Source organism: Helicobacter sp. TUL (genome assembly GCF_002287135.1).
GTDB lineage: Bacteria > Campylobacterota > Campylobacteria > Campylobacterales > Helicobacteraceae > Helicobacter_F.
This window is the reverse complement of record NZ_NESU01000006.1, coordinates 16,887-37,938: the sequence shown is the minus strand read 5'-3', so window position 1 is coordinate 37,938 and position 21,052 is coordinate 16,887. Positions and strand designations below refer to the sequence as shown.

General features: G+C 37.9%; 21 protein-coding genes. All 21 read right to left on the bottom strand.

Features of this window, described 5'->3' with window-relative positions:
• Window positions 1–1,053, bottom strand: coding sequence for an LptF/LptG family permease (locus tag B9T66_RS04100; RefSeq protein ID WP_095627717.1), 1,053 nt, complete (start codon window positions 1,051–1,053; stop codon window positions 1–3).
• Window positions 1,046–1,759, bottom strand: a complete 714-nt coding sequence (locus B9T66_RS04095) for a prepilin peptidase (protein ID WP_095627716.1) — start codon at window positions 1,757–1,759, stop codon at window positions 1,046–1,048. The genes B9T66_RS04100 and B9T66_RS04095 overlap by 8 nt, the downstream gene beginning before the upstream one ends.
• 2 nt (window positions 1,760–1,761) lie before the next feature.
• Window positions 1,762–2,412: a protein-L-isoaspartate(D-aspartate) O-methyltransferase gene (locus tag B9T66_RS04090; protein ID WP_095627715.1), complete on the bottom strand. Its 651-nt coding sequence runs from the start codon at window positions 2,410–2,412 to the stop codon at window positions 1,762–1,764.
• Between the two features lie 9 nt (window positions 2,413–2,421).
• Complete coding sequence (locus B9T66_RS04085) at window positions 2,422–3,156, bottom strand: carbon-nitrogen hydrolase family protein (protein ID WP_095627714.1); 735 nt, start codon at window positions 3,154–3,156, stop codon at window positions 2,422–2,424.
• Entirely contained in the window at window positions 3,146–4,180 is a 1,035-nt protein-coding gene (locus B9T66_RS04080) for a ribonucleotide-diphosphate reductase subunit beta (RefSeq protein ID WP_095627713.1), read from the bottom strand. The genes B9T66_RS04085 and B9T66_RS04080 overlap by 11 nt, the downstream gene beginning before the upstream one ends.
• 9 nt (window positions 4,181–4,189) lie before the next feature.
• Window positions 4,190–4,531 carry a DUF6394 family protein gene (locus B9T66_RS04075; protein ID WP_095627712.1) on the bottom strand — a complete coding sequence of 114 codons (342 nt, stop codon included), beginning with the start codon at window positions 4,529–4,531 and terminating at the stop codon, window positions 4,190–4,192.
• A gap of 12 nt (window positions 4,532–4,543) precedes the next feature.
• Window positions 4,544–5,518: a protein translocase subunit SecF gene (gene secF, locus B9T66_RS04070; RefSeq protein WP_095627711.1), complete on the bottom strand. Its 975-nt coding sequence runs from the start codon at window positions 5,516–5,518 to the stop codon at window positions 4,544–4,546.
• A gap of 9 nt (window positions 5,519–5,527) precedes the next feature.
• Window positions 5,528–7,153 carry a protein translocase subunit SecD gene (gene secD / locus B9T66_RS04065; protein WP_095627710.1) on the bottom strand — a complete coding sequence of 542 codons (1,626 nt, stop codon included), beginning with the start codon at window positions 7,151–7,153 and terminating at the stop codon, window positions 5,528–5,530.
• Window positions 7,154–7,163: 10 nt separating this feature from the next.
• Window positions 7,164–7,478 carry a preprotein translocase subunit YajC gene (yajC, locus tag B9T66_RS04060; protein WP_095627709.1) on the bottom strand — a complete coding sequence of 105 codons (315 nt, stop codon included), beginning with the start codon at window positions 7,476–7,478 and terminating at the stop codon, window positions 7,164–7,166.
• 51 nt (window positions 7,479–7,529) lie between these two features.
• Entirely contained in the window at window positions 7,530–8,876 is a 1,347-nt protein-coding gene (gene nhaA, locus B9T66_RS04055) for a sodium/proton antiporter NhaA (RefSeq protein ID WP_095627708.1), read from the bottom strand.
• A gap of 12 nt (window positions 8,877–8,888) precedes the next feature.
• Window positions 8,889–10,469: a phosphoglycerate dehydrogenase gene (gene serA, locus B9T66_RS04050; protein ID WP_095627707.1), complete on the bottom strand. Its 1,581-nt coding sequence runs from the start codon at window positions 10,467–10,469 to the stop codon at window positions 8,889–8,891.
• 43 nt (window positions 10,470–10,512) lie between these two features.
• Complete coding sequence (locus B9T66_RS04045; RefSeq protein WP_095627706.1) at window positions 10,513–10,977, bottom strand: hypothetical protein; 465 nt, start codon at window positions 10,975–10,977, stop codon at window positions 10,513–10,515.
• A gap of 14 nt (window positions 10,978–10,991) precedes the next feature.
• Window positions 10,992–12,656 carry a 30S ribosomal protein S1 gene (locus B9T66_RS04040; protein ID WP_095627705.1) on the bottom strand — a complete coding sequence of 555 codons (1,665 nt, stop codon included), beginning with the start codon at window positions 12,654–12,656 and terminating at the stop codon, window positions 10,992–10,994.
• A 53-nt stretch (window positions 12,657–12,709) separates the two neighbouring features.
• On the bottom strand, window positions 12,710–13,774 hold the full coding sequence (locus B9T66_RS04035; RefSeq protein WP_095627704.1) for an AI-2E family transporter: 1,065 nt from the start codon (window positions 13,772–13,774) through the stop codon (window positions 12,710–12,712).
• A 21-nt stretch (window positions 13,775–13,795) separates the two neighbouring features.
• Window positions 13,796–14,926, bottom strand: coding sequence for an Opr family porin (locus B9T66_RS04030; RefSeq protein WP_143429093.1), 1,131 nt, complete (start codon window positions 14,924–14,926; stop codon window positions 13,796–13,798).
• A gap of 84 nt (window positions 14,927–15,010) precedes the next feature.
• Window positions 15,011–15,889: a radical SAM/SPASM domain-containing protein gene (locus tag B9T66_RS04025; RefSeq protein ID WP_095627702.1), complete on the bottom strand. Its 879-nt coding sequence runs from the start codon at window positions 15,887–15,889 to the stop codon at window positions 15,011–15,013.
• Window positions 15,890–15,894: 5 nt separating this feature from the next.
• Entirely contained in the window at window positions 15,895–16,737 is an 843-nt protein-coding gene (locus B9T66_RS04020) for a S1-like domain-containing RNA-binding protein (RefSeq protein ID WP_095627701.1), read from the bottom strand.
• Between the two features lie 6 nt (window positions 16,738–16,743).
• The gene (gene mqnF / locus B9T66_RS04015; protein ID WP_180763332.1) at window positions 16,744–18,036 is read right to left on the bottom strand and encodes an aminofutalosine deaminase family hydrolase; all 1,293 of its coding nucleotides are present in this window, start codon (window positions 18,034–18,036) and stop codon (window positions 16,744–16,746) included.
• Window positions 18,029–19,015, bottom strand: a complete 987-nt coding sequence (gene mscS / locus B9T66_RS04010) for a small-conductance mechanosensitive channel MscS (RefSeq protein WP_257874596.1) — start codon at window positions 19,013–19,015, stop codon at window positions 18,029–18,031. Before mscS ends, mqnF begins: the two co-directional genes overlap by 8 nt.
• Before the next feature lie 28 nt (window positions 19,016–19,043).
• Window positions 19,044–20,288: an amidohydrolase family protein gene (locus tag B9T66_RS04005; RefSeq protein ID WP_095627699.1), complete on the bottom strand. Its 1,245-nt coding sequence runs from the start codon at window positions 20,286–20,288 to the stop codon at window positions 19,044–19,046.
• A 7-nt stretch (window positions 20,289–20,295) separates the two neighbouring features.
• A complete protein-coding gene (locus tag B9T66_RS04000) occupies window positions 20,296–21,030 on the bottom strand; it encodes a cytochrome c biogenesis protein CcdA (protein ID WP_115571043.1) in 735 nt (244 codons plus the stop codon).
• Window positions 21,031–21,052 lie beyond the last annotated feature (22 nt).

Here is a 21,052-nt window from a genome sequence, read left to right as displayed (position 1 = left end):
CTAATAATAACGCTTAATAGCCCTAGCATACAAAAAATACGAAGACACAAGCCATACAAGAGGAATACACACAATGCCCAAAAAAGGGAAATTGTCTGAGGCAATATGCACTATCACAAAATACAAAGCTGTAGCACCAATCACATAAAAATAAGATTTATTTGATTGGAAGCGTGGATTTGCAATCCCAAAGCTAAGCACCAAAAACAATGATACAAGTGGGAAAATAGAAACCAACACTGCTTGTGAGATCTTACGCTCCTTGGATCTTACGGAGAGTGGAATATCCTTGCGTGGCAAAGAAGTAATCATATACGCAAAAGCCTCTTCCCAATATCCAAGCAAATCATAGCCGCTTAGCTGTGGCTCACCAAGAATCTGACGCACATTCATATTGTTGTAGATAATCTTTCGTATCTCATTATCTTGTGCAAAATACACATCGCCACGCTCTAATAAAAGCTCAAAAAGTCCGTCTCTGTTTCTTGTTTTGCCATCTTGGGCGACGACAAAACTTTCAGAATCTGTATCTTGAGAATATAAAATCAAGTTTTTATACTTTCTATCCTTGACTTCATCGACATATACAAGCCAATCTCCAAGCTTTTGCCCAAGCTCACCAGCTCGCAAATTCACATCAATATCGGCTCGTTTTTTAGCAATAAAGTTTTTAGATGCGCTATTAGAGAGTGGCACAAGCACAAGCGAAAAAACAAGCAAAATAAGTGTAGCAATAAGTGTGATAGGCAAAAATGTTTTGAGAATATCCATAGGTTTAATGCCTAATGCAAAAAACACCATCATTTCATAATCATATGAAAGTCGCGCAATCCCAAGCGTGAGTGAAGCAAAAAAAGTGATAGAAATGATAAAAAACACGCTACCAGGCAATGAATATGCAAAAAGTGCAAACAAATCAAGAAAGCTCATCTTCACAACATAGGTTTTCCCAGCAATACTAATAATAAGCACCACAGAGGCAATAAACAAAAGAACAAGAAAAAATGGAAAAAAGAGTTGCGAAAATGATAAAAACATATAACGCTTAAACATACCACACTCCATTACCTAGCAATGCCCATATGAGATTTTCTGCATTCCCTACATAGCTTATCAATACGCCTACAAAGAGATAACTCACAAATGGGAAAGATTGCGCATAGGATTTTGTAACCACCAAACGAACACTCATAAAAAGAAGTGCTAAAAAACTTGCTATAAATACACTAATAAGTGTAAATAATACTCCAAAGCAAAGCCCAAGACCACCAAACACAACAATATCGGCTTCACCAAGCAATGGCTTTTGAAACACTATCTCGCCCAAAAATCGCATAACAAAAGTGCCACCCATAAGTGCTAAAGTATTCATAATATGTGTCCAAACATCAAAAGGCATGACAAACATACATGCACAACTAAGCACAAAAAATACCACCAACAAAGATTCTGGCAATGCCAAATACACCCAATCGATATATGCCATAATGCACAGCATAAGCAAGACGATATATAACAATATGTTGTGAGATAATATAAAAGCATAAGAAGTGTGGGCTAATGATGTATCATAGCTATTTTGCACATACATCACCAAAGCAAAAAGCATTATGCTTGCCACAATCATATGTAATAAAGCTCGTGTATAAGAAATATGCAAATATCGACGCATATACAAAACCCCAAAACCTACCCCACACGCCAACACACATAAAGCAATGCAGATGCTCCATATATTCCATACAAGGGTAGTATCCATAATTACGATCCTTGTCGATACGACACAATCCCATCACATACATCAACAAAACAACACTGCGTAATCACAAGTGGCGCACTCAAAGTGCCATTTTGCTTTACAAATCGCGTAATGCGTTGTTGCGTGGAATCTAGCTTATCAAACATTGGTGCCAAAAGTATGCCACCCTCTTTTAGCTGATTAACAAGCGCATGTGGAATCTCCCTAGCACACGCACTAAAAATAATAGCATCAAAAGGCGCGTGTTGCTCCCAACCATCTTGTCCATCACCAAGTTTTGTAAAAATATTATGCGCATTAAGTAAGTGAAAGCGTCGCTTTGCCTCTATGAGTAATTGCTCGATACGCTCTATGGTATATACATATTTAAAAAGGTGAGAAAGCACCATTGCTTGATATCCGCTACCACAACCAATCTCAAGCACACTTTCTCCACCATCTGCCAAAAGAGATTCTGTCATAATAGCCACGGTAAGCGGAGAGCTAATCCATTGTGAATCCTCTAATGGCAAAGAATCTAAACTATAAGCATTATATGTGAAACTTGGAGGAACAAAAAATGCCCTATCCACACTCCCTAAAGCCCTAGCTACAGATGGGGAAATCTTCACATACTTTTGAATCTCTGCCACCATCTTTGCATTTGCATACATCAAAATCCTTTAAAGGTTTATTTGTATGCCGGTTTGGATATACTTTCTCATCTTAGAGGTTTCACGCAAATCTACTTGCGCTTGCACACATTCTTTTTTGTCATTTTTATACACAACACCATAAGGCGTGATAACAGAGCTACCTTTTGCCATTGTATCATTTGCTCCATCACTTGCTACAACAAAGCTTTGATTAGCAATTGCCAAAGCCTTACAAAGCGTTTCAAATTGATCCTTGCGTTGCTTGCCCCATTGTGCAGGGACAAAAATAATATCTGCCCCTTGCACACGCTTCCACAAATCAATAAAGCGTAACTCAAAACAATTCAATGCCGCACATTTTATAGAATCTACATAAAATGGTGCAATCTCATCTTCTGAACCTGCGCAAAAGTGCAATTGCTCATCGCCCAAGGCAAAGAGCTTGTTTTTAGATTGTTTATGAACGATCTCACCTTTGTGGAATACCTTTAGATTATTAAAAAAATGCTGATGATTTTTTTCTATCATAGTTGTGATGAGTGTATGATTCTTTGTGGCTTCTAGGAGTGTTTGGGTTGCGATTTTAGAAAATTCTGCCGCTTCTTCCATGTGCTGATAGGCAAACCCGCTAAAAACTACCTCTGGTGTACAAATAATAGAATCTTCTTGGCATTGATCTAAAAGTGTAAGCACCTTTTTTAGATTAAACTCAAAATCTGTCCCAATTTTCACCTGTAGTGCATATAATGTTTTAGAAATCATCGAAATCTATACTCCCTTTTGCGTAATTTGTTACCTTAGCTTCAAAGAAATTTGTCTTTTGGTCATTAAAACTACTAAACTGATCCACCCATTTGATAGGATGAGACACGCCATAAAGCTTAGAAAATCCCACTCTATGCAAACGCTCATCGGCAAGATATTGAATATACTGCCCTATAATCTCACTTGTAAGTCCTAGAATCTGTCCTTGTGTTATGTATTCTCCCCACGCTGTTTCTACCTCTACTGCTTTTCTAAAAAGCTCTATGACTTCCTCTTCTAGGCTATGTGTAAAGAGATCATCGCGTTCTTTGCGCAAAGAGTTAATCATATTTTGAAACAAGACAAGATGTGTAACTTCATCGCGTTGGATAAAGCGTATCATTTGCGCACTACCTAGCATTTTACCACTGCGTGCCAATGTATAAAAATAACAAAAGCCACTATAAAAATAAATCCCCTCTAGAATCTGATTAGCAAACATGGCTTTAAGAAGATTGTGTTCGGTAGGATTTTTTGAAAGATCCAAATACACATTTGCAATATAATCATTCTTATGTCGCAATTGCATATCCACACGCCACATATTATAGATCTCATCGGTATTTGCTGAAATAGATTCTACCATTACTGCATAACTTTGAGAATGCAAAGCCTCCTCATACGCTTGACGCACAAGCACGAGATTTATCTCTGGGCTAGTCATATAGGGATTAACATTGTCTATAAGGTTATTTGTCTGCAATGAATCCATAAAAATAAGTTGCGCTAATGCCCTATCATAACCAAGCTTTTCTTGAGGCGTAAGACCTCCATTATAATCGCGCTTATCGGCATTCATGTTTACTTCTTCAGGAAACCAAGTATTTGCAAGCATTTTTTTCCATAATGTATATGCCCATTGATATTTGATTTTGTTAAGATCAAACATACTTGTTGGATTGCCACCAAAGATTTTACGATCATTGACACTTTCTGTGCTATCGGGATTATAAATCTTTTTGCGAAAAACTTCTTTATCCATTGTAACTTCCTATATGTCTTCTTGAGTATCCTTAATGCTTTCAAGCACCAACAATAAAAGCGATACGGCATTTGCCACCACTGCACCAAGCACTATAGCATATGCTAAATGCAAAGATTCAAACACTTGCAAGATGATAAACCCTGCCGCAAGATGCATCACGCCAACAAGCAAGGTCGCTAGAATCTCTGCTGATAATGAGTGTTTTACCCCAATCCGTAAAGTCACACAGACAAAATTCACAGAAGTTGCCAAAAACAAAATCACCACATTATTTTCATACAAAAACGCCACGCTAAGCGTCAAACCCAACATACTAAAAAAAACTGAAAATACTCTACCCCAATTCATATAAGCCTCCTTTTATACTACACCTTTTTCATACATAGCCCGTAGGCGTTTTTTATTCTCTTGTTTTTTGAGTTTTTTCATTTCTTTTTGATAATACTCCTCGAGATTAAAACCAAATACCAAAGCTAAGCGTGGTGCGACAAACATAGAGCTATATGTGCCTATTATCACACCAGCAAGCATAGGCAAAGAAAATCCTCTAATGATTTCACCACCAAAGAGATATAATGTCAAAACCACAAAAAACACGGTAAGCGAAGTAAGCAAGGTGCGTGAGAGTGTGCGTGAGAGCGCCTCATTAATAACATATTTCATATCATTGACGCGTTTTACAAGCATTTGTTCTCGGATTCTATCAAAAATAATAATCGTATCATTGATCGAATAACCTATTAGTGTCAAAAGCGCTGCCAATACCTCAAGATTAAAATCAATATCAGCAAGAATCACAACAGCCGATGCCAAAATCACATCATGCATTAATGCCACGATTCCAGCCAACGCAAAACGCCACTCATAGCGGAATGAAATATATATCATCATTGCAATAAAAGCAAGGGCAAGGGATAATATACCTTTGTATTTGAATTCATCGCCAACCTTGGCACCTATCTCATCATTACGCCGTATGCTAAACTCCCCTGTGGGTTTAAGTATCTCTTGTATTACCTGTAAGGTAGAAGCTTTAGGATTCTCTACAAGAGGCAATTTTATCAGCACTTCATTTGGTGCGCCAAACTCGCTTACTTGAAAGCCCTTGAACTCTTCGTGTTGTGAGAGAATCTCTCGAATCTGCGATAATGGCGCTTGGGAAATAGCATCATATTGAATCTGCACGATACTACCACCAGCAAAATCAATACCAAGCTTAAAATCTTTTGTGACTATTAAGACTATAGATCCCAAACATAAAATAGTAGAGATAATAAGCCCATAAAAGCTATATTTTGTAAAGTCGTAAATTTTTGTCGTTTGAAAGACTTCCATAGCACTCCCCTATTTTATTTTTGTGTGATTATTTTGTGGCTGCTTTGAATCCGTGCTACCATTTTTGATACCAAACCACAAAAAAGTATTATTTGTTTTAGCAAGTTTGGGTAAAAGAGCAACATAAATACCATGTGTGCCAATAATTGCAGTAAGAATAGAGGCTATAATCCCCAAACTTAGAGTAATGGCAAAACCTTGTATTGCTCCTGTAGCGTTTGCATATAGCAAAATTGCTATCAAAAATGTCGTGATATTTGAATCAAAAATAGCGCGAGAAGCATTCGCATAACCTATCTCTATAGATTTTATGACATTATTACCAAGTCTTAGAGCCTCCCTGATACGCTCATTAATGATAATATTTGCATCAACTGCCATACCCACGGTAAGCACGATCCCTGCCATACCCGGTAATGTAAGAGTTGCACCAAATAAGGACATAACCGCTACAATCAGCACAATATTTACCAATAACGCACTCACAGCGATGATTCCAGCTATATTGTAATACAATACCATAAAAATAACTACCATTACAAAGCCACTCACAAGAGCAATAAGTGAAGCACGAATGCTATCTGCTCCCAAGCTTGGACCCACACCACGCTTTTCTATCACTTCCATAGATGCAGGAAGAGCACCACTTTTAAGGGTAATAGATAAATCAGCGGCACTATTTTTATCAAAATTTCCACTAATTTGCCCACTATCACTAATTCTAGCACGCACCACAGGTGCGGAATATACCTTATCATCAAGAACGATTGCCAATCTTTTGCCTATATTTTTAGCCGTAAAATTGCCAAATTGCTGTGCTCCATCAGAATTGAGCGTAAAATTTACAACATATTTGCCATTGTTATCGCGTGCAGGGGAAGCACTAGAAATTGCAGAACCATCTAAAATAGGAACTTTTTTGACAAGCAATAATGCACCTTCACCTTCATTAAGATCTTGGGCAAATGGCAAAATCACATCGCCATAGCTTTGTGCTTCACTCTCGCTCATAAGATTCACTCTTGCATTGCGATCCTCATCTACTGCCATAAATTGCAAATGCGATGGCTTAGAAATAAGTTTGCGCAAACGCTCTTCTTCTTCTGGCGTATTTTTACCTGGCACTTCCACAAGAATATTATTCTTGCCTCGCTTAGTTACACTTGGTTCTTGCAAACCAAAAATATCCAAGCGTTTTCTAATGGTGCTTATGGCTTGATTGAGTGCATCTTCTTCAATCTTTGGAATTTCTTCTTGCGTGAAAGTAATGCTAAAAGTATTGTTGTCTTCTACAACGCTTATTCCACTAAATTTTGCTAGAATCTGCTCTATTTGAGGTTTTTCCTTTCTATCAAACATCTCAAACACAATGCGATCATCTACAATTCTTACAGAATCTATCAAAATCTTTTTTTCATTGCTTTCATACGCAATGCTTGAAGCCAAAGAAGAAAGACGCGCCTTAATCGCTTCTTGGGTCTTAACCTCCAACAAAAGATTAAGTCCTCCTTGCAAATCCAATCCCAAAGTAACCTTACGCCCTTGGATACCAAAAATAGATGGGAGACTAAAAATAACTCCCAAAACCGCGACAAGAATAAATACCCATAAGCGATAATTAAAAGCCTTTTTCATCTAACAACTTTTACTTTGTCTCTTGCTCATCAAGCTTGTATGCAACAAACTCTTTAGAGAGTTTTACAATCGTGTCATCGTTGAGTTTTACGCTAAAGAAATTCTCCTCTGGCTTAACCACCTCGACTATTAAACCACCCGTTGTGATAATCTTATCTCCTTTTTTAAGATTAGTAATCATATCTTGGTGTTTTTTGCGTCTTGAATTTTGTGGGCGAATAATAAGAAGATAAATCAGCGCAATAAAAAATAAAATTGGCGCCAATCCTATGAGTGTATCTTGTAAACCGCCTGCTTGTTGTGCTATTTGTCCTTGTTGTTCCATGACTATCCTTTATGTAGAATTTAAATTTTGAATTATACTTGGGCTTTGTAACTAAGTATTAGCCTGACGCTTCACAAATCCCAAAAAAGTCGCCCCCAAAATTCCCGCTACGCTTGAAGCAAGCAAAATAGAAATTTTTGCGACATCTTGGGATTGCGCACTCTCAAATGCTAAATTAGAGACAAAAATAGACATCGTAAAACCTATGCCCCCTAGCATACCTGCACCAAAAATATGCCCCCAACTCACGCCTTGAGGTCTTGCTGCGATACCGAGCTTTTCACACACAAAGGTAAAAAGCAATATCCCTAGCGGTTTCCCAACAACAAGCCCCAAAAATACGCCAAGCATAATGTGATCGATATTCATATGTATCTCACCGCGTATATCCACACCGGCATTGGCAAATGCAAAAAGCGGCATAATGATGTAGGCACAAATTGGTTGCAAGGCATGTTCTAAACGCAAAAGTGGGTTTTGAACATCAAGCGAATCTTTTGCCAAAGTGCTTACAAGATGCACCTGTTCATTTGTAAGCAATGCGTTTGTGCGATGATTTACATCAAGATTTTTAAAATTCTGCGGCAATGCCTCAAGCAATGTAATAAAATCTTTGCTCTGAATCTTTGGCTGAATGGGAATACAAAATGCCAAGGCAACTGCGGCAATGGTCGCATGAATGCCACTATGATGCACACAAAACCATAATACCACACCAACAGCAAGGTAGATTCCAAGGTGGCGCACACCTGTTTTGCTAAGCGCAATTAATATCCCTATAACACACACAGCCCCAAGCAACCAACTCAAATGCAATCCCTCTGGTGAAGGATATGCAGTTGCAATCACCACGATAGCTCCCAAATCATCTGCAACCGCAAGTGTTACTAAAAATACTTTTAAAGCCATTGGAACACGCTTACCCAAAAGCAAGATAACACCAAGCGCAAACGCAATATCTGTCGCCATAGGGATACCAAATCCATGCCACGAAGCAGTGCCAACATTAAGGGCAAAATATATACAAGCTGGCACCACCATACCACCTAACGCACCTATGACTGGAAATGCTGCTTTTTTAAATCCTGATAGATCCCCAAAAAGCACTTCACGCTTAATCTCCAAACCAACCATAAGAAAGAATATCGCCATGAGCACATCATTGATCCAATCATGAATCCTAAAGCCATAAAAATGTGTACCAAAACTAAAGCCTAGATTCTCATGCCATAGCCAAAAATACCACTCTGATAATGGAGAATTTGCAACTACCATTGCGCATACAGCGCAAAAAAACAACAAAATCCCACTAAAAGATTCTGCCTTGATAAAGGTAGCAAAAACTTCCCTAAAGCTATGCTTGGTAATGTCGTGGATATACTGATTTTGTGTATTCATATGGTATTGACCTTAAACCACAACATATTTCAATGCCAAACAAGCAGGAATAGATTCTAGTTCGCGCAAGACTTCTTGAGACACATCATCATCTACAACTACCACTGCCAAAGCTTCTTTATCCTTGCGTGCTAAACGAAAATCTGCAATATTAATTTTATGCTTGGCTAGCGTATTTCCCACCATACCAATCACACCAGGCACATCCGTATTTCTAAAGAATATCATTTTGCCTCTTGGTTCAATATCAAGCACAAAGCCATTAATAGTCGTAATACGCAAATACTTATCTTCAAACACAGCACCTTCGATACTAAAAGTATCTTGTTGTGTGTTAAGTGTGATTTTTATATGGTTTTTGTATGTATAAGAGAGTTCTTGTCCTACAAACTTCACATCTAAGCCTCTCTCTTGAGCGACAAATGGCGCATTCACATAATTAATGTGATCTCCCAAACTCGCACTTAATGCACCAACTAACGCAAAGGTTTTTAGTGAATCTCCATACCCACTCACCTCACCATAAGCAGTGATTTCTAGCGACTTAAAGACACCCTTATTGGCTTGTGCGCAAATAAAAGACAATTTTTGTGTAAGTTCAAGATATGGCTTAATGCTTAGCGGTAAATCTACCTCTTTTATAGGAAGGTTTAGCGCATTAGGATAGCTAGATCCTCGCGCAGATTCTATGGCAGCTTGGGCAGCCTCTATAGCAATTTTTTCTTGAGATTCTAAGGTGTTAGCACCTATATGCGGCGTTACATACACATTTGGAAGATCAAGGAGTTTATTATCAGTCGCTGGCTCCTTATTAAATACATCAATACCAGCCCAGCGAATCTTGCCACTTTGTAATCCATTATACAAATCATCTTCGTTATACAACCCACCACGCGCACAATTTATAAGAATCACGCCATCTTTCATTTTAGCAATTTCTTTGGCAGTAATCATATTTTTTGTTTCGTTATTTTTGGGAGTGTGAATGGTGATAATATCACATTGCAAAATATCCTCAAAATTTGTCGTATAGCGCACCCCTGCATCAATTGCCTTAGACGCATCAATATAAGGATCATAAGTAATGACATCCATCTCAAATGCCTTGGCTCTCTTGCCTACCCTGCTTCCTATGTTACCAAAACCAATAATCCCTAGTGTCTTGTCTTTAAGCTCCGTGCCATACCAATCCTCACGCTTCCATTTACGATCATGCTTTAATTGTTGGTTTGCTCCGGGAAAATTTCTCACACTACTCATAAGATGCGTCATTGTAAGTTCAACTGCCGCAATAGTATTGGCAGTAGGGACATTCATCACAACAACACCTTTTTTGCTACAAGCTGGAATATCAACATTATCAACACCAACACCCGCGCGCACTATGCTCTTTAGGTTTGGTGCATGATCCAAAAAAGCTTCATCAACATCGGTTGAGCTTCGTGTAATCACCACATCCGCATCACCAAGAGATTGGCGCAATACATCTTTTGGTAAAGACGCTAGATTCTCAAATGTTATATCATTTTGGGCTTGCAATAAATCTAAGCCACTCTGATGAATATGATCACATACCACAATCTTTAAAGCCATCTCACACTCCTTAAAAGAAAAATTGCGTTATTATATAATAACCTTAGTTAAGAGTATATTGGATTCTATAGTATTGCAAATCTTGGAGAAATTTTTGCAATATTAATTCATCATCAATAAACACCATAAGACGCAACACCTCGCCACTTTTGTAATATGTGCTTTCAAGTTTATTTTGTTTTAAAACTTGCGCAATACAAAAATATTTATACTCATCTAAATCTTTAATTTCAATGCTATGAACAACATTATCACGAGTATCTTTTCTAAAATCAAATTTAACAAAAAGTTCTGTTGTAGGATACTGAAACGTATCACTTGATGATGTGGAAAGATCTCTAAGCCACATATCATCTTGCCTAATCTCTGCAGTTTGCATACTTTCTACCGCACTAGGGACACTAAAGGATGTTTGTGAAAGATCTCCGCTCTTTAAAACCCTCAACGCCACAAACACCAATATCCCAACAATAACGATAAAAGCAAATACTACAAGGAGTTTTTTCATAGCTCCCTATTCCTTTAGATACGATTTTTAACCTTATCTCCTAGCGTCATTCTCTGCTCACTTGCTTCATTAAAGGCACGCAGGCTCTCTTTTTCTTGTTGTTTTTGTAGGCGTCTAATAGAAGCACGGATTCTATTAGCTCTCTCATCGATAGAAAAGACTACACATTTCACGCTATCTCCAACTTTTAGACTTTCTTTCATATCTTGAGGAATATCCTCATTTTTGATGAGCACTTCATAATTATCTACTTTGATAAAGATTCCAAAGTCTTTCATTTCTGAAATCACACCCTCAATAATTTCATCTACATGATGTATCTTGGCAAAACCTGCTGCTGGTGAATCGCTTAAAAGTTTTTTACTTAATGAAATGCGCTCATTTTGTGTGTCAATTTTAAGAATCTTAACTTCTACTTCATCGCCAACCTTAAAGACATCTTTGCATTTCACGCCTCGATCCCACGCGATATCTTCATTATGCAACAATCCATCAACAGCACCAAGATTCACAAAAGCGCCAAAATCCGTAAGCGTAACGACTTTACCTTTCAGCACATCGCCTTCTTTATGTGTTTTGGTAAAAGCTACAAAAGGTTTATGTGTCAATTTTTTGAGCGAAACACGTAAACGGCGATTTTTACTATCAATCTCTATAATCTCTACATCAAGCTCTTGACCTACTTGCAGATAGTCATTAGGGTGTTTGATATTTTTGTCCCAAGAAATCTCTGAAATATGCAAAAAGCCCTCTATGTCATTCCCCAAATCCACAAATGCGCCATATTCCTCGATATTGCTCACTATCACCTTGATAGTATAACCCACTTCTAGCTCTTTTTCTACCTCTTTCCATGGATCTTCACTAAGTGCCTTGATAGACAGAGATAATCTGTGTTTTTGCTCATCATAGCCTAAAACTTTTACTTTTATATGATCTCCAACCTTAAAGTTTTTTTGTGGATTTACCATACCTCTGTGACTAATCTCTGTATGATGGACAAGTCCCTCAACACCATCGATATCCGTAAAGATTCCAAATGTCGTAACTTTTTTGACTACGGCATCATAGATTCCATTACCAGCAAGGATTTTTTCCACAACTTCCTTTCTTGTGCTTTTATCAATGTCAAAAAATCTCTTGCGAGAAACAATAATGGTATTTTCTTGGGGATTAATATGCGTGATAGCAACCTTATAGGTTTTACCCTCTACTTTCAGACCCTCTTTGAAAGCAGATTCTCGGCGTGGCAAGAAAACATCAACGCCATCATAATCCATCACATAACCACCCTTATTTTTTCTAATAACCTTGGCGTCAATAATCTTATCTTGGAAATTCCCTTGTAATTCCTCAATTTTTTGTCGAATCTTTTTCTCTCTTTGCGCTCTTGTATAAGAAACATTTGGTCGATTATCACTTCCGCTCGCATAAAGCTCAATCTCATCACCTACGCTAAAAAGAAGCTTGCCCTCTTCATCTCTAATCTCACCCAAAGAGAGCATACTCTCGGACTTGCTATAAGGCAACGCTATCATCGCTAAATCTCTATCTTGATCTATTTGTATAATTTTTCCTATTTGCAAGCTACCACTTGTGCTATTTCTCTCACTTGCATCTAAGAGTTGTGCGAAATTTTCCTCTTCGCCAAAGTCCATATTGTCAAGATTCACTCTCATTCCAAAACACCCTTCTTTCTATTTTTTATTCTTGTATTGTAAGTTAGAAATGCTTAATTTTTCATAGCATAATGCTTAAAATCTTCTCTAAATGGAAAAATTATCTTTTTATACACACGCAAAAGTGCGATAAACAATGCCGTAATGATTGGTCCCAACACAATACCCCAAAATCCAAATGCACTCAAACCTGCCAAAATCGCAAAGAAAATGAGCATTTCATTGATTTGCAAAGAAGTTTTTAAAATTTTTGTTGTCATAACTTTAATAATAAGTGGCTTGATAAGATTATCAATAACAAAAGCGATAAAAATCATACTATAAAGTGCGATAAATAGCGCAACATTATATTCACCCAAATACAACTCATAACAAGCAAGTGGAAGCCAAACCAATGTCCCACCTACAACTGGAATAAGCGAACAAAATCCATACAAAACTCCAAAGAAAAGACCATCGTAGCCAAAAAATGCAATTGCTATCCCAAAACTAACACCTTGCAAAACGACATTTAAAACCGATGTGTAACATACAACTTTTAGCACACCAAGCACTTCATCAAAAATGCTTTGCACTTGCTGTTTTTCAAATGGAATGAGCGAAAGTATGTAATTATATAAACGCACCCCATAAAAATAAAAGAAAAACAAAAATACTACAATAAAGCCCGTATCAATGATGAACTCTAAACTTCTTCTCCCTACAATCGAGCTAAAATTTAAGATATATGAAAAAATTTCAGAACCAGAAATTTTACTTAGTGCGTCCTTAAGGCGTGGTTGCAACTCCGGTATAGCACTACTCCATTCTAAAAGCTCATTTTTCAGTGTATCGATGATAGTATTAAACCCTGCCAAATCTGCGCCTTGTATGAGTGCGATGAGGGAATTAAATACAAATACAACAGGCACAATCAAGATTAACACCAAAATCACGGTGCTAAAAAATGCCGCCAACACTTCGTATTTAAGATATTTCAAAAGTATATTTTTTAGTCCAAATGTCGCCATACAAAGCAAAAGCGCAACCAAGAGATTCATCAAAAAAGCATTATAAAGATAGTAAATCCAATACAATGTAACGCAAAATACCAACCAAAAAAAATAAATTCCCTTCATATATTTCACACCACCCTATCTTTAAAAATTAGCTTGGAAAAATACCCTACCCAATAGATAATTTTTGCCATCACTTGCAAAGATATAATCATCAAGTGTAATATTTGCATTATTGAGCATACCTATGAAACCACCACCTAACCATACATCTGGTGCCACGCTTAATTTAGCATTGGCTTCCCAATTTAAAATCTGCTTTGCACCTATGCTTGTATAGCGTGCTGCAGATTCTAACACGACATGATTAGGAAATGTATATTCTAGCAAACCATAAAATGTATTGGCGTCTGCATAAAATAAACCTTCTCTACGCTCAAAAACCGTGCTTTGTCCAAAGGCATCGATACCACTTGCACCTTTTTCAGACACACTAATAATGCCTCCACCAAATTTAACACCAGCCCACTTAACGCCTCCCTCAACCCACACAAAACCCCCATCGCCATCAGTGCGAGTTTGTTCCACAACTTGATTTTTACCTAAATAAGAGAGCAAATGGACATTTGCATAAAATACAGAATCTCCAACAGAGGGTTTTTCTAATTGAATCTTAATCCCAAAAGCATTAAATCGATTAGGTGCTACATAAAAGTATGGAATAATTTTCATTGGTGATTGCAAGGGCAAGATATTGACAGAACCAAAAAACACACCCTCTCTATCAAAAGGATTGCGATAATTAGACATACGATAATTTGTTACATACGCATTTTTATTAACCCACATAAGATTGGCAAATACATTAGGTGAGAGCGCATAATCTACTCTTATTCCTTGATTATAGTATTTGATCCATTCGGTATTTGCATAAAATCTCCCAGCTTCTACTCTCAAGCGATCATTTCTGTTGTAGCGCACATAACCCTCTGTCCAAATAGAGCTATCTTTTGTTGAATTAAAATCTCCCCTAGAATACTCATACATGCGTGCAGCAAGCCAAAATGACCCGCCAAAGCTAAGTCCATTACTGCTCACTGGTGTGTCATACCCCATAGAAAAGTTAATATCAGCAAAATTAGATCGCTTTTCAGTCATATCTTGATAATACAAGCCAAGATGTCCACGAGGTTTGCCCATAAACAGATATTCCTCAAGGCTTACGGCTTGTAATATAGCGATACTAACAACACAAATTACTATCCATAATCTCAAACCAAATCCTTTTGTGTTTTTTCTTGCTAGATTCAGCAAAAACGATTCCACTCTTAGACATATCACAATTTCATAGAAATATTGTTAGTGTAGATTGCGCACCAAACCCCTTGCATAATCACATTTTTGGCATTTTGAATGATATGCTATACCTTGCCTAAATCCCTCTGTGATAGCATGATATAGTGGTGAATCTAAAATCTCTCTAAGACTTTGTGTATGCAAATCCCCAAGCTTAATCTCCCCAAAACAATCCATACAGCAAGGCACAACCACGCCATTACTCAAAATCCCTATCTGCTTTAAGCCACCATAGCAAAAAAGCTTTCTAAGAGGTTTGATCTCTTCTTTAGAATCTTCTCTCCAGCGGTGATAGCGTGTAAATGTGCAAAAAACCTTATACCAAAGGCGATATGCCTTGTGATCCGCAGTATCAAGCTCCTTAGCAAGATTTTTCATTATCTCATTGCCATTTTGCAAATGTGTGATAAGCGTATGTTTATCTCTCTCTTGGGTGCGCAAATGCACAAATGTTTCGCTTTGAATCTGCCTGTGATACATGCAAAACTCCAAGATTCGCTCAATATGATTTGCGTGAAATTTTTGTGGCGAATCCAAAAACGCACTCAAAGAAAATGCGATCTGATGCACAGGAGGCTTTAGTAGTAAATCCCAATGCCAAGAATCTAAAAATTTCCCACTTGTAACAAGATCAACCAAAAGATTATAATGTGCCAACAGCTCAAGATACACATCAAGATTTTTTATAGCTAGTGGATCACCCAAAATATGTAAATGCACAAGTTTTGTTAGGGGTTTTGGCGTGGTGAGTTGTTGCAAAATTTCTCTAAAATGCTCTACACTCATCACCCCTCGCTTACTTGTTTGTTGGCTATGGGGACAAAAACTACAGCTAAGCCCACAAATATCGCTAAGCTCTATATACACCCTATCAAATTTCATAAAACTTACACAAGCACAAGTGCCTTGTGTCCAGAACGCACAGCACTTTCTACAAATTTTGCTTTCTCATCTCTTACAAGTTTATTGGCAAGAGTTTTAAAATTTTTCTTACTCATAGACAAAAGTGTAGTAATCTCTTGTGGTGAGCTTTTAAAATCAAGCTCAAGTCGCCCATTATGCGCTATCAATGCCTCAAGCAACACAAATTCACTCTGTGCTACCGCGCTAAGATCAATCTTGCCATCTTGACGAATGTTTTTGATATACACACTCACATTTTCACCTATATGAGGTGTATAAGCCACCTCATTTGCATACAACAATCCATAATGCAATACTTTTTGTCCAGAATCTAGCGCACCCACATCTACCGCACAGCCAAAGCCTAGCGGTGTGCGTTCAAAAACAAGTCCTTTAACCTCGCTTCGTAGCAATCGCTTATCGCGACACGGACGCAAATACTCCCTCACGCCAAGCTTACCTATCAATCTACCTTGCTTATCAAGCGTGAGAAATATAACAAGCTTTTTCCCTATCATCGTGCGTTTTGGAGCTTTGTGTGGGATAAACAAATGCTTATCTATACCCAAATCTCCAAAATACCCATACTGATTGCTATCAACTATTTCTAACGCTCCAACCTCACCAAGCAAAAGTTTTGGAATCTGTGTCGTAGCAACAATCCTATCTTCTGAATCAAATGCGACAAACACACGCACACTATCGCCCACACACATCGCAGAATCCACAAATTTTTTGGGCAACAAAATCTCTGTGTTATTTCCTTGCAAAAATGCACCATATGGGCTAAGACGCGTGATGTGTAGATTCTGTAATGTCCCAACCATAGAATCTTATATAATCTCCCTACCATTAATAATCATTCGCTTTGCTTCCTTGGCGTGCAAGATACACTGCAAGGCTTCTTGGCAAGAATGTTCAATATCTGGAATCTCAAATACAACCATATCTGCATTATATCCATGCTCCAAGATTCCACCTTGTATGCCAAGCGCTTTTGCACCATTGCGCGTTGCCATTTGTAGAATCTGCGTGGCTAAAACATTAAGCTCTATATGCGGATACGCAAAAAGCATAAAACGCATTTCTTCAAGAATATTTACATCAGCATTAGAACTCTTGCCATCTGTGCCTAAGGCAATATTTAAAAGAGTATGTGCTTGTGGCATTGTCTTTGTATTTATTTCAAGTGGCAAATATGTATTATTTAATAATCTATTAGAACGCGGACAAGTTACGATATTATAAGCATTCTCTCGCATTATCTCTAGCACATTTTTATCGGCAAAAAGACAATGCGTCAAAAGCACATGCTCCATACCCACAAACTGCTCCAAAAAACTCTGGATTGTATAAAATGGTTTAGGGTTTGGGACACCAAATGTGTGTGCAAAAAAATTATAAAAATATCCGCTACCATGACACAGCCATTCCTGCTCGTGTTGAGATTCTAAAAAATGAGCACTAATTGGCGTTTGGAGTTTTTTTGCCTCTTGTAAGACATATTTTGCATAGATATGATGTAAAGAATATGGCGAATGCAATGCCACAGCCGGTATAAACCTTGTGTTTTTGTATTCCATACTTTGATACAAACGCGCCTTAAAATTACTAAAAAGCGTATCAATCGCGCTAGGATTGCTTCCCATTGCTTCGCAAAAATACACCACGCGCAACGCAGACTTCCTCAACGCTTCCATATCATAGCCATAGCTACTAATCGCCCCCACAAGCCCAACACCACTGCGCAGTTGTGAATCTATGGCTTGGGATACGCTTTTGGTAATATCACTAAGCACATCATCGCGCTTTGCAATTACAGAATCTAGCCACTGCCCAAAATCCCCATACACAAAGTTTGTCGCGTTGTTGCTAAATTCAAAGTGTATATGTGCATTCACAAGCGTAGGAAGCAACACACCATTATGCCAAAATTCCTTTTGTGCATTTGGATAGGTGCGTGTTAGATTCTCATAATCTCCTACCGCCAAAATTTTTGCACTCTGCAAATCCCCACTTTGCGCATAATCTAGGCTTTCATACAACACACCGCCATCTTTGAGGATACAAAACCCCTCATCACAGATAAAAACTCTACTTGCTCCGATAATCTTTTGACTACGCACCATTATCCTTTAGATTCTGTTTAATCTTATCCGTAAAGGCTTTAAACACATTGTAACTTGTTTGTTCTTCTTGTATTGGCTTGTTTTGAGAAATATTACGAGGAGCTATCGCATCAGTCTCCACATACACAATGCTATCGCGTGAATCTTGCTTTTGTGTATCTTGAGCTTGAAAAACATTGACATCAAGCTTATTAAATGGAATCTCTATCCCATTAGATTCTAAATTGACCTTTAGCGCCTCTAAAATATAGGCTTTTGTCTCCACAAGCCCATAATTTATATCCACCCAAAAACGCAATAAAAAATCTAACGAACTTGCACCCATATCTTGCATACCTACAAAATATCCGCGTCCCAAATCCACACACGCATTATGCTCTAGCACATTAATAGCAATCATTTTGACAGCATTTATATCACTCCCATATCCGACACCAAACACAATATCAACACGCCTTTGTGAAATATCTGTATGATTAATAACATTTGCTTGAGATACATTGCTATTAGGCAATATGGCGAGCTTGCCATCTGGTAGGCGAATGGTGGTATTAAAGAGATTGATAGCCTCTACCTTGCCAAGCAATGACCCAACCTCAATCGTATCGCCATGCACAAAGGGACGCAAAACAATGAGAATAATCCCACTTGCCACAGAAGAAAGCGAATCTTTTAAACCTAACGCGATGGCTATACCAGCTGTCCCAAGCACCGCGATAATCGAATGCGTTTGCACTCCGGCTGTCCCAAGTGCAGCAATAATGATAGCGACATTAATGCCGATAAATGCTACTTGAGATAAAAAATTTGCCAACATTTTATCTTTTGGCTCTAGGGCTTTTTTAATCTTTTTTGCAACAAATCGCGAGAGATAATATCCCACTACAAGCAATATAATAATCTTTAGTGCAATAAGCCCAAAGCTCTTCATAAAAGGTAATGCTTTATCCCAAAGCTCTATGATATCTTGCCACATACGCTACTCTCCCCTTGCTTTGTGTGCGTTATGAAATCTCATATAATTGTGAATCTCTATACATCATCACAACTTTAGATTCTAAATCCACACCATAATATGGTGAGAAATTATCACTAATATGCGTATGTTGATGTAAATCCACAATCAAAAAATCCGCCCTCTTACCAACTTCAAGGCTACCGCTATCCAACCCTAAAATCTGTGCTGGATTATAACTACAAAGTTTAGAAAGCATACTAAGACTAAGGTTATAGGGCTTAAAAATTTTGTCATAAGCAAGTGCAAAGCCATACGCCACGCTATCAATCCCAAAACTTGCAAGCTCAAATACCTGATCTTTTTGGGAATTAAAGTTCGCACACTGCAAGCTTGTCAAAACATCAATATAACCCTCACATAGCAAGTTTGCAAATTCTTGGCGCATAGATTCACTAAGCAAAGGAGGATTGAGTTTTCCAGCCGTATTATAATCATCACAAATTGTTTCATTAAGAATAAGATGATGCAAGCTTACTTCAGTATAGGCTCTAAGCCCTTGTTTTTTGTAGGCATGAATAATCTCAAGACAACGCGGCGACCCTATAGCACTAAAAAGCACATCAACATCTTGGGCTAAAAGCATTTCACACATCTTTGCTACTTCAATGCTTTGAGCCTTATGGTGCATTGTTGGCAATCCAAGTTTTGTGGCAAACGCTCCTTGATTGATAACCCCTTGTGCCAAAGAGGTATTTTGTGCAAAACAAATAAGAGGAGTCTTTAGCATTTTGGCATATTGTGCAATGCGCAAGATAAGATTCCCCTCAATATCGCTTTGAAAGTAGATTCCACGCGCCTTGTTATCATAAAGCTTACCAATATCCGTAAGCTTTAGCATATCTTTATCCCAAAATACTGGCTTAATACTTGGCAAGATATGCACACTAAGATCTGTATCAACACTCCTCACAAGCTCCACAATTGCCTCACTATCAATCACAGGTGTTGTATCAGGCAAAAGCAAAAGAGTGCCATAACCACCTCTTAGGGCTTTTTGAGATAATGAAGTAAGTGTTTTTCTCGAAAGAACTCGCCCCTTAGGATAGACATTACAATCTATAAAACTTGGCATAAGTAGCTTAGAATCTACATCAATAACCTCATGCAACTCCACATCACTCATCGCACGCAAATCATCTGTAATTTGGGTTATAAAGCCATCTTCGACTTTAATACACATTGGAGCATATCGTGTGTAATCACACCCCATCGCATTAGCAAAAATCATCATCTACCTCCTATTGCAACGCTATGTCTAGCTTCCCTTGCATAATCAACACGCCAACACCAATTAGCAAAATACCACAACCAATTTCTATACCACGCATACATTTTTTTAGTTTCTTTAATACCTCAAGCGCACGCTCAATAACCAAACTTGTAAGCAAAAACGCCAAGCCCAAACCACTCGCATAGCTTAGCATATACCACAAAGCCATATCATTTTTTAGCATACCAAGTGCCAAAATCGAACCCAAAATCGGTCCTGCGCACGGCGTCCAACATGCACTAAAACTTACACCTAGCAAAAATGGTGCTAAAAATGCCCAAAATGGCGATAAAAACGGCATAGATTCTAAATAACCAAAAGATAACTTTGGGGAAACTTTATACAGAAATTGTATCCGAAAAATCCCCAAAAAATGTAGCCCAAATACAATCACAATGCCACCAGCGATATAGCCAAACACATCACTTTTTAGCCATTGCCCAAGCACACTACCAAAAAAAAGTCCCAAAATCACAAAAACACTACAAAACCCCAAAATAAAACTCAAAGTTTTTAACACAATCTTGACACGATGACGCATAAGAGTTTCTGACATATCCTCAAGTGCGATACCACTTATATAGGAAATATAAGCCGGAATAAGTGGCAAAATACAAGGACTTAAAAATGTCAGAATCCCTGCCAAAAAACTTGCAACTAATGGAGCAGAAGTAAAAATCGTGTTATAAAGTGTCTCTTCCATATGTATACGCCTAAACTTATAT

Coding starts and splice junctions, on each gene's coding strand:
- B9T66_RS04100 (WP_095627717.1), bottom strand. CDS start 1,053: ATGTTTAAGCGTTATATGTTTTTATCATTTTCGCAACTCTTTTTTCCA.
- B9T66_RS04095 (WP_095627716.1), bottom strand. CDS start 1,759: ATGGATACTACCCTTGTATGGAATATATGGAGCATCTGCATTGCTTTA.
- B9T66_RS04090 (WP_095627715.1), bottom strand. CDS start 2,412: ATGTATGCAAATGCAAAGATGGTGGCAGAGATTCAAAAGTATGTGAAG.
- B9T66_RS04085 (WP_095627714.1), bottom strand. CDS start 3,156: ATGATTTCTAAAACATTATATGCACTACAGGTGAAAATTGGGACAGAT.
- B9T66_RS04080 (WP_095627713.1), bottom strand. CDS start 4,180: ATGGATAAAGAAGTTTTTCGCAAAAAGATTTATAATCCCGATAGCACA.
- B9T66_RS04075 (WP_095627712.1), bottom strand. CDS start 4,531: ATGAATTGGGGTAGAGTATTTTCAGTTTTTTTTAGTATGTTGGGTTTG.
- secF (WP_095627711.1), bottom strand. CDS start 5,518: ATGGAAGTCTTTCAAACGACAAAAATTTACGACTTTACAAAATATAGC.
- secD (WP_095627710.1), bottom strand. CDS start 7,153: ATGAAAAAGGCTTTTAATTATCGCTTATGGGTATTTATTCTTGTCGCG.
- yajC (WP_095627709.1), bottom strand. CDS start 7,478: ATGGAACAACAAGGACAAATAGCACAACAAGCAGGCGGTTTACAAGAT.
- nhaA (WP_095627708.1), bottom strand. CDS start 8,876: ATGAATACACAAAATCAGTATATCCACGACATTACCAAGCATAGCTTT.
- serA (WP_095627707.1), bottom strand. CDS start 10,469: ATGGCTTTAAAGATTGTGGTATGTGATCATATTCATCAGAGTGGCTTA.
- B9T66_RS04045 (WP_095627706.1), bottom strand. CDS start 10,977: ATGAAAAAACTCCTTGTAGTATTTGCTTTTATCGTTATTGTTGGGATA.
- B9T66_RS04040 (WP_095627705.1), bottom strand. CDS start 12,656: ATGAGAGTGAATCTTGACAATATGGACTTTGGCGAAGAGGAAAATTTC.
- B9T66_RS04035 (WP_095627704.1), bottom strand. CDS start 13,774: ATGAAGGGAATTTATTTTTTTTGGTTGGTATTTTGCGTTACATTGTAT.
- B9T66_RS04025 (WP_095627702.1), bottom strand. CDS start 15,889: ATGAAATTTGATAGGGTGTATATAGAGCTTAGCGATATTTGTGGGCTT.
- B9T66_RS04020 (WP_095627701.1), bottom strand. CDS start 16,737: ATGGTTGGGACATTACAGAATCTACACATCACGCGTCTTAGCCCATAT.
- mscS (WP_257874596.1), bottom strand. CDS start 19,015: ATGTGGCAAGATATCATAGAGCTTTGGGATAAAGCATTACCTTTTATG.
- B9T66_RS04005 (WP_095627699.1), bottom strand. CDS start 20,288: ATGATGATTTTTGCTAATGCGATGGGGTGTGATTACACACGATATGCT.
- B9T66_RS04000 (WP_115571043.1), bottom strand. CDS start 21,030: ATGGAAGAGACACTTTATAACACGATTTTTACTTCTGCTCCATTAGTT.